The 8108-nt window shown below is 69.1% G+C and carries 6 protein-coding genes; 2 read left to right on the forward strand and 4 right to left on the reverse strand.

From position 1 onward, the window contains the following. Positions 1–154 precede the first annotated feature (154 nt). A complete protein-coding gene (rsgA, locus tag E3T24_RS14840) occupies positions 155–1204 on the reverse strand; it encodes a ribosome small subunit-dependent GTPase A (RefSeq protein WP_134402935.1) in 1050 nt (349 codons plus the stop codon). Then, positions 1201–2559 (reverse strand): 3-phosphoshikimate 1-carboxyvinyltransferase, encoded by a 1359-nt coding sequence (gene aroA, locus E3T24_RS14845; RefSeq protein ID WP_134366167.1) that lies wholly within the window; start codon positions 2557–2559, stop codon positions 1201–1203. The genes rsgA and aroA overlap by 4 nt, the downstream gene beginning before the upstream one ends. A 110-nt stretch (positions 2560–2669) precedes the next feature. Here aroA and E3T24_RS14850 point away from each other — a divergent pair, with 110 nt between their 5' ends. Beyond that, positions 2670–3278: a sigma-70 family RNA polymerase sigma factor gene (locus E3T24_RS14850; protein WP_179954737.1), complete on the forward strand. Its 609-nt coding sequence runs from the start codon at positions 2670–2672 to the stop codon at positions 3276–3278. Further along, the gene (locus E3T24_RS14855; protein WP_134366166.1) at positions 3275–3517 is read left to right on the forward strand and encodes a zf-HC2 domain-containing protein; all 243 of its coding nucleotides are present in this window, start codon (positions 3275–3277) and stop codon (positions 3515–3517) included. The genes E3T24_RS14850 and E3T24_RS14855 overlap by 4 nt, the downstream gene beginning before the upstream one ends. A gap of 43 nt (positions 3518–3560) precedes the next feature. On the opposite strand, the gene E3T24_RS14860 is transcribed toward E3T24_RS14855, so the two are convergent. Further along, positions 3561–4361: a VOC family protein gene (locus E3T24_RS14860; RefSeq protein WP_134405554.1), complete on the reverse strand. Its 801-nt coding sequence runs from the start codon at positions 4359–4361 to the stop codon at positions 3561–3563. Between the two features lie 189 nt (positions 4362–4550). Further along, on the reverse strand, positions 4551–8108 hold a 3558-nt coding region (locus tag E3T24_RS14865; protein ID WP_134434786.1), incomplete at its 5' end, for a multifunctional oxoglutarate decarboxylase/oxoglutarate dehydrogenase thiamine pyrophosphate-binding subunit/dihydrolipoyllysine-residue succinyltransferase subunit.

An 8108-nucleotide genomic window follows, 5' to 3' on the forward strand; every position in this document is an offset into this window, starting at 1 on the left:
TTCTTTCCTTGACAGTCAGAAACCTAGACAGGAAGCGGCGTGCGGCCGTTAAGGCGCTCCGAAAGACCCACAGATGCAGCAGGAGAGCCAAAATCTCCGTCGAATTGGTTAGGGGTAGGGGTAGGGGTAGGGGCAGGGGCGGCGGGAAGAGGGGTCAGTGGCCGGGGACGGCGGCGAAGGTGGCCAGCAGGCGCTGCAGGGAGTCCAGGCGGGCCTTGCCGGTCTCGCCCAGCTTGCCAGCCGCGACGGCCTCGTTGATGGCGCAGTCGGGCGAGTTGGGCAGGTGGGTGCAGCCGCGCGGGCACTTGAGCGCGATCTGGGCGAGGTCGGTGAACGCCTTCAGGATGTTGTCGGTGTTGATGTGGCCGAGCCCGAAGGAGCGCACGCCCGGCGTGTCGATGACCCAGCCGCGGCCGGCATCCGTCTCCAGTCGCAGCGAGATGGTCGAGGAGGAGGTGTGCCGGCCCCGGCCGGTCACCGTGTTCACGACGCCCACGGCGCGATGCGCGTCGGGGACGAGCGCGTTCACGAGGGTGGACTTGCCGACGCCGGAGTGACCGACGAAGACGGTGTCGTGCCCGGCCAGGGCGGCCGAGATCTCCGCGAGCGGCATGGCGTCGTCGCGGCTCTCGAAGACGGGCAGGTCGAGGCCCGCAAAGTTGCTGAGGAACACGGCGGGGTCGGCCAGGTCGGTTTTCGTGATGCAGAGGATCGGGGACACGCCCGCGTCGTACGCGGCGACGAGGTACCGGTCGACGAGGCGGATGCGCGGCTCCGGGTTGGCCGCGGCCACCACGATCAGCATCTGGTCGGCGTTGGCGACGATCACGCGCTCGACGGCATCCGTGTCGTCGGCGCTGCGCCGGAGCAGCGTCACCCGCGGCACGATCCGCACGATCCGGGACAGGCTGCCCGCCGCCCCGCTGGTGTCGCCGACGATGTCGACGCGGTCGCCGGTGACCACGGCCTGCTTGCGCAGCTCGCTCGCGCGGGCGGCGGTCACCCGGCGCTCGGCGGGCAGGTTCTCGTCGAGCATGACCGTGTAGCGTCCGCGGTCCACGGAGAGGATGCGGCCGGTCAGCGCGTTCTCGTGGTCCGGCCGGGTCTTGGTGCGGGGTTTGCTGCCCTTGCGGTTCGGGCGCACGCGCACGCTGGACTCGTCGAATTCCGGTTCGTCATCGTCGGCGCTCTCCCACCAGGTCACGACGTGGCCCCGGAGGCGAGCGTCTGCCAGAGGTCCGCGAACTGGGGGAGCGTCTTGGCCGTCGTGCCGATGTTCTCGATCTCCACCCCGGGAACAGCCAGGCCGATCACGGCACCCGCCGTGGCCATCCGGTGGTCGTCGTAGGTGCGCCACGGGCCGCCGTGCAGGGGGCGTGGATCGATCTGAAGCCCGTCGGGCAGTTCGGTCACGGCACCGCCGAGTCCGTTAATCTCCGCGGCCAGGGCGGCCAGGCGGTCGGTCTCGTGATGACGGATGTGGCCGATCCCGGTGATCGTGCTCGGCGAATCCGCCAGGGCGGCCAGGGCCACCAGCGCGGGGGCCAGCTCCCCGCCGGTCGACAGGTCGAGCTGCACGCCCCGGAGGCGCTCGCCGGCCGTGACGGTGAGGCGGTCCCCGCTGCGGCTGACCGTGGCGCCGAACAGGGGCAGCAGCTCGGCCAGGTCGGCGCCGACCTGGGTGGTGGACTCTGGCCAGCCGGTGATGGTGACGCTGCCCCCGGCGACCAGGGCCGCGGCCAGGAACGGGGCCGCGTTGGAGAGGTCAGGCTCGATGTCGATCTCGGCGCCGGCGATCGGGGCGGGTGCCACGATCCACTCGCCCACGGCGGGGCTGCCGACGGTGACCCCGCGCCGGGCCAGGGTGGCGATGGTCATCTCGATGTGCGGCATGCTCGGCAGGCGTTCGCCCGCGTGCCGGAGGTGGAGGCCCCGCTCGAAGCGCGGGGCGGCCAGGAGCAGGCCGGAGACGAACTGGCTGGACGTGGACGCGTCGATGGTGATCTCGCCGCCGTCGAGGCTGCCGGTGCCGTGGACGGTGAAGGGCAGCGCGCCGCGGCCATCGTCGTTGATGTCCGCGCCGAGGGCGCGCAGGGACGAGATCGTGGTCTTCATCGGCCGCAGGCGCGCGCCCGCGTCACCGTCGAAGGTGGTCGGGCCGAGGGCGAGCGCCGCGACCGGCGGCAGGAAGCGCATCACGGTGCCGGCCAGGCCGCAGTCGATGGTCGTCGACCCGAACAGTTCGCCCGGGGTGATCCGCAGGTCGGGGCCGAACTCGCCCTCCCCTGGCACCTCCTCCACGGTCGTGCCGAGCTGGCGCAGGGCGGCCACCATCAGGTCGCTGTCCCGCGAGTGCAGGGGGGAGCGCAGCACAGACGGATGCCCGGCGAGGGCACTGAGGACGAGCTCCCGGTTGGTGAGTGATTTGGACCCCGGCAGGGACACCGTTGCCGAGAGCGGCCCGGTGGCCGTGGGCGCGGGCCAGCGGGCATCCGTCTGCTCCGGCGACGAGTCGCCGTACGGATCGAACTCAGGCTTGGAATATCTCGAGATCAACATCGGTTATCAGGATAGTCGGTGACGAAAGGTTGAGGGAGGTACACGTGACGTTGTCCATGGTGCTGGAGCGACCCGGGCCCGATCTCGACGAGCGCTTAGGATTGTCGGTGATGACAACCGACGCGATCGAAATGCGAGACCTGTTCGAAGAGCAGGCACTGCCCTTTATCGACCAGCTGTACGCCGCGGCCATGCGCATGACACGCAATCCCTCGGACGCGCAGGACCTGGTGCAGGACACCTTCGTGAAGGCCTTCGCCGCCTTCGCCCAGTTCGAACAGGGCACCAACCTGAAGGCGTGGTTATACCGGATCCTGACCAACACCTTCATCAACACCTACCGCAAGAAGCAGCGCGAGCCGTTCCAGGGGACCATCGACGACCTCGAGGACTGGCAGCTCGGCGGCGCGGAGTCGCGCACGGCCATGTCGAACCGGTCGGCCGAGGCCGAGGCCATCGACCACCTCCCGGACAGCGCCGTCAAGGACGCGCTGCAGTCCATCCCGGAAGACTTCCGGCTGGCCGTCTACTTCGCCGACGTCGAGGGATTCTCGTACCAGGAGATCGCCGAAATCATGAAAACACCCATTGGCACCGTGATGAGCCGCCTGCATCGTGGCCGACGACTCCTTCGCGACCTGCTGGCCGGCTACGCCCAGGAGCGCGGGCTGGGCACTGCGGGGACGGGCCAGACTCACAACAGGAGCACACCAGCATGACCGACTGTGGATGCGAGAAGGCCAAGGCCGAACTCGAGGAATACCTGCACAACGAACTCTGCGGAGCGGACGCCTCCGACATCCGGGAACACCTCGCGCACTGCGCGGACTGCAACGACGAGCACCTGGTCGGCCGTACGCTGACCGAGGCCGTGCAGCGCGCCTGCCGCGAGATGGCCCCCGAGGACCTGCGCGACCAGGTGCTGCTGAAACTGCGCACCATCCAGTCCGGGCACTGAGCCCGGACCGATCCCGGGCTGACCCCGGGACCCGAGTCGGCGGTCAGTCGACGTTCTGCTGGTCGACCGAGGGCCGATCGACGGAGCCGAGCACGAACACGGCGCCGGTCGGGTCCGCGACCCGGGCGAAAGTGCCGAATTCGGACTCCCAGGGGTCGTGCAGCACGGTGCCGCCCAACTCGTCGACCCGGCGGGCGGCGGCCTTGACATCGGTCACGCCCAGGTAGAGCTGCCAGTGCGACGGCACCTCGTGCGGCAGGTGGGCGGACGCGTCGAAGATCCCGGTGACCTGGTTCCCGTCGGGTCCGACGGTGCTGTACCGGAATTCGTCTGTGTCGCTGAGCGAGACGGGCGTCCAGCCGAAGACGCTCTCGTAGAACCGCAGGGCGGCGGCGTAGTTGGTGGTGTTCAGCTCGTGCCAAACCGGGGTTCCCGCTTCCTCGATCCTGCCGAAACCGGTGAACTCGATCGGCTGCCACAGCCCGACGGCGGCGCCGGACGGGTCGAGCAGGATGGCCATCCGTCCCATGTCACCCATGGTCATCGGTTCGGCCAGCACCTGGGCGCCGGCGTCCCGGGCGGCGGCGACGGTGGCGTCGGCATCCGTCACGGCCAGATAGGTGGTCCAGGCGTCAGGCCGGTCCGAATCCGCGTCCTGGCCCATCATGCCGGCCACGTCGGCGTCGCCCAGGCGGAAGGTGACGTAGCCGCCGTACTCCTCGCCGGAATCGCTCGCGGTCCAGCCGAAGAGGCGGGTGTAGAACTCCCGCGCCCGGGCCGGGTCGGAGGTCATCAGGTCAGCCCAGCAGGGTTCGCCGGTTCGGGTTGTGTCTCGGGTCGGCATGCCGGATCTCCTCGTCGGTGGTGTTGTGGCCAGCCTAGGACCCGCGGCCCACGCGGACAACATCGATTGAACGACGGAGGGACCGCACCAATCGGTGCGGTCCCTCCGTCTCGAGCGTTCTCGGGCCTGACGGTGAGCAGGCTAGACGGTGAGCAGGCTAGACGGTGAGCAGGCTAGACGGTGAGCGGGCTAGACGGTGAGCGCCCGGCTCAGCAGGTCGGCCTGCTCCGCCGCGTGCCGCTTGGCCGATCCGGCTGCCGGCGACGCCGAGGCGGCGCGGGAGAAGAGAGTCACGGGCCGCGGGCCCAGCTTGTTCGTCTCCAGGTAGAAGAACGGCCAGGCTCCCTGATTCTCCGGTTCGTCCTGCACCCAGGCCAGTTCGGCATTCGGGTACTGGTCCGCGATCTGCTTGAGTTCGAATGCGGGCAGCGGGTAGTACTGCTCCATCCGCACCAGGGCGATCTCGGGGTTCGGGTTCTTGTCGAGTTCGGCGAGCAGGTCGTAATACAGCTTGCCGGCCATGAACAGCACCCGCTTGACCTGGGACCGGTCGGTGATCCGGGCGTCGTCGATGACCGGTTCGAATCTGCCGGTGGTGAAATCGGCCACCGGGCTGGTCGCTCCGCGCAGGCGCAGCATCGACTTCGGGGTGAACACGATCAGCGGGCGCCGCGGACGCATGTACGCCTGGCGGCGCAGCAGGTGGAAGTACGAGGCCGGCGTCGACGGGCGGGCGACGGTCATGTTGTCTTCCGCGCACAGCTGCAGGTAGCGCTCGATCCGGGCGGAGGAGTGGTCGGGGCCCTGGCCCTCGTAGCCGTGCGGCAGCAGCAGCACGACGGATGACCGCTGGCCCCACTTCTGCTCGGCGGAGGACACGAACTCGTCGATGACCGTCTGCGCACCGTTGGCGAAGTCGCCGAACTGCGCCTCCCAGAGCACGAGGGCGTCGGCGCGTTCCACCGAGTAGCCGTACTCGAAGCCCATGGCCGCGTATTCGCTGAGCAGCGAGTCGTAGATCCAGAACCGGGCTTGGTCTTCGCTGAGGTTGGCCAGCGGCAGCCATTCCTGGCCGTTGACGCGGTCGTGGAGCACCGCGTGGCGCTGCACGAACGTGCCACGGCGGGCATCCTGGCCGGCGAAGCGCACCGGGGTGCGCTCGACCAGCAGGGAGCCGAGGGCGAGTAGTTCGCCGAAGCTCCAGTCGATGTTGCCGCCCCGGCTCATGTCCTGGCGCTTCTGCATCAGCTGCTGCAGCTTGTTGTGCACGGTGAAGCCGGCGGGCTTGTTCATGAAGGCGTCACCGATCAGGTGGACGACCGCTTCCGGGACTCCGGTCGTGGCCGGTTCGCCGACCGCCTCGTCCTGCGCCGGGCTGCCGCCCAGGCCGTGCGAGGCGCCGGCGCCGACGATCGGGATCGACGAGGACTGCGCGGCGTGCGTCTCCATGAATGCGCGCTCGAGGCGGTCCTGGAAGTCGGCGTGGGCGGCCTCGTACTCTTCCTGGGTGATGTCGCCACGTCCGACGAGGGCCTCCGTGTACAGCTTCCGGACCGAGCGCTTGGCCTCGATCAGGTTGTACATCAGCGGCTGCGTCATCGACGGGTCGTCGCCCTCGTTGTGGCCGCGGCGGCGGTAGCAGACCAGGTCGATGACCACGTCGCGCTTGAACTCCTGGCGGTAGGCCAGGGCGAGCTCGGCGACCCGCACCACGGCTTCCGGGTCATCCCCGTTGACGTGGAAGATGGGCGCCTGGATGGTCTTGGCGACGTCGGTCGAGTAGACCGAGGTTCGTCCGTCGCCGGGCAGGGTGGTGAAGCCGACCTGGTTGTTGACGACGAGGTGGATGGTGCCGCCGGTGCGGAAGCCGCGCAGCTGGGACATCTGCAGGGTCTCCAGCACGATCCCCTGTCCGGCCATGGCGGCATCGCCGTGGACGAGGACGGGGAGCGTGGAGAACGTGCCGATCGGCTTGCGGTCCTGCTTGGCCCGCACGATGCCTTCGAGCACGCCGTCGACGGCCTCCAGGTGGGACGGGTTCGCGGCCAGGTAGACCGGGATCTCGTCGCCGTTGGCGGCGCGGAACACGCCCTCCGTGCCGAGGTGGTACTTGACGTCGCCCGAGCCCTGAACGGTGCGCGGGTCCTGCGTGCCCTCGAACTCACGGAAGATCTGGCCGTAGGTCTTGCCGGCGATGTTGGTCAGCACGTTCAGGCGGCCGCGGTGGGCCATGCCGATGCAGACCTCGTCGAGGCCGGCATCCGCAGCGCCCTGCAGGACGGAGTCGAGCAGCGCGATGGTGGACTCGCCGCCCTCGAGGCTGAACCGTTTCTGGCCGACGTACTTGGTCTGCAGGAAGGTCTCGAAGGCCTCGGCCTCGTTGAGCTTGCCCAGGATGCGCATCTGCTCGTCGTGCGTCGGCTTGACGTACGACTTCTCCATCTTTTCCTGCATCCACTTGCGCTGGGCAGGGTCCTGGATATGCATGTACTCGATGCCCGTGGTGCGGCAGTACGAGTCGCGGAGCACGCCGAGGATGTCGCGGAGGAGCATCAGGCGCTTGCTGCCGAACCCGCCGGTGACGAACTCGCGGTCCAGGTCCCAGAAGGTCAGGCCGTGGTTCGAGATGTCGAGGTCAGGGTGGGTGCGCTGCGTGTACTCGAGCGGGTCGATGTCGGCCATCAGGTGGCCGCGCACGCGGTACGCGTTGATCAGTTCCTGCACGCGGGCGGTCTTGTCGACGGCACTGGCCAGGTCGACGCTGATGTCCGGCGCCCAGTGGATGGGGTCGTACGGGATGCGCAGCGCGGCGAAGATGTCCTCGTAGAAGTGGTGCTGGCCGATCAGGAGCTCGTGCACGATCTTGAGGAACTCGCCCGAGCCGGCGCCCTGGATCACCCGGTGGTCGTAGGTGCTGGTCAGCGTGATGGTCTTGGAGATGGCGAGACCGGTGAGGGTCTTGACGCTGGAGCCCTGGAACTCGGCCGGGTAGTCGAGCGCGCCGGCGCCGATGATGCAGCCCTGGCCCTTCATCAGGCGCGGCACCGAGTGCACGGTGCCGATTCCGCCCGGGTTGGTCAGGGAGACCGTGGCGCCGGAGAAGTCATCCGCCGTTAGCTTGTTCTTGCGGGCCCGGGTGACGAGGTCCTCGTAAGAAGCCAGGTACTCGCCGAACGTCATCGTGTCCGCGCGCTTGAGGGCCGGGACCATGAGCGACCGGGTGCCGTCGGGCTTGGGCAGGTCGATCGCGATGCCGAGGCCGACGTGGGCCGGGGCGATGACCGAGGGCTTGCCGTCGATCTCGTTGTAATAGACGTTCTGGCTGGGGAACGTTTTGAGCGCCTGGATCAGGGCCCAGCCGATCAGGTGCGTGAACGAGACCTTGCCGCCGCGGGACCGGCGCATGTGGTTGTTCATCACGATGCGGTTGTCGATCAGGAGCTTCGCCGGGATGGTGCGCACGCTCGTGGCCGTCGGTACCGTCAGGCTGGTCGCCATGTTCGCGGCCAGGCTCTTGGACATGCCGCGCAGGGGAGTGACGACATCCACGGCCTCGGCGGCCACGACGGGCTGCGGGGCGCTGAGCGGAGCGTCGGCCGGCACGGGGACCGGCTTGGGGGCGCTGGACGTGGTGCGCGCGGTGCGCTGCCCGCCCACGACCGGGACGGAGGACGTGCTCGAGGCCGGCTCGGCGGCCGGTGTCGCGGCGGCCGGCGCTGCGGCGCTCGGCGCCTCGGCAGCCGCGGC

It is taken from the genome of Cryobacterium sp. TmT2-59, assembly GCF_004403545.1.
Lineage (GTDB): Bacteria > Actinomycetota > Actinomycetes > Actinomycetales > Microbacteriaceae > Cryobacterium > Cryobacterium shii.

Bases quoted from the DNA above. Each gene is read 5' to 3' on its own strand.
- E3T24_RS14850 (WP_179954737.1), top strand. From the start codon at position 2,670: ATGACAACCGACGCGATCGAAATGCGAGACCTGTTCGAAGAGCAGGCA.
- E3T24_RS14855 (WP_134366166.1), top strand. From the start codon at position 3,275: ATGACCGACTGTGGATGCGAGAAGGCCAAGGCCGAACTCGAGGAATAC.
- E3T24_RS14860 (WP_134405554.1), bottom strand. From the start codon at position 4,361: ATGCCGACCCGAGACACAACCCGAACCGGCGAACCCTGCTGGGCTGAC.
- aroA (WP_134366167.1), bottom strand. From the start codon at position 2,559: ATGTTGATCTCGAGATATTCCAAGCCTGAGTTCGATCCGTACGGCGAC.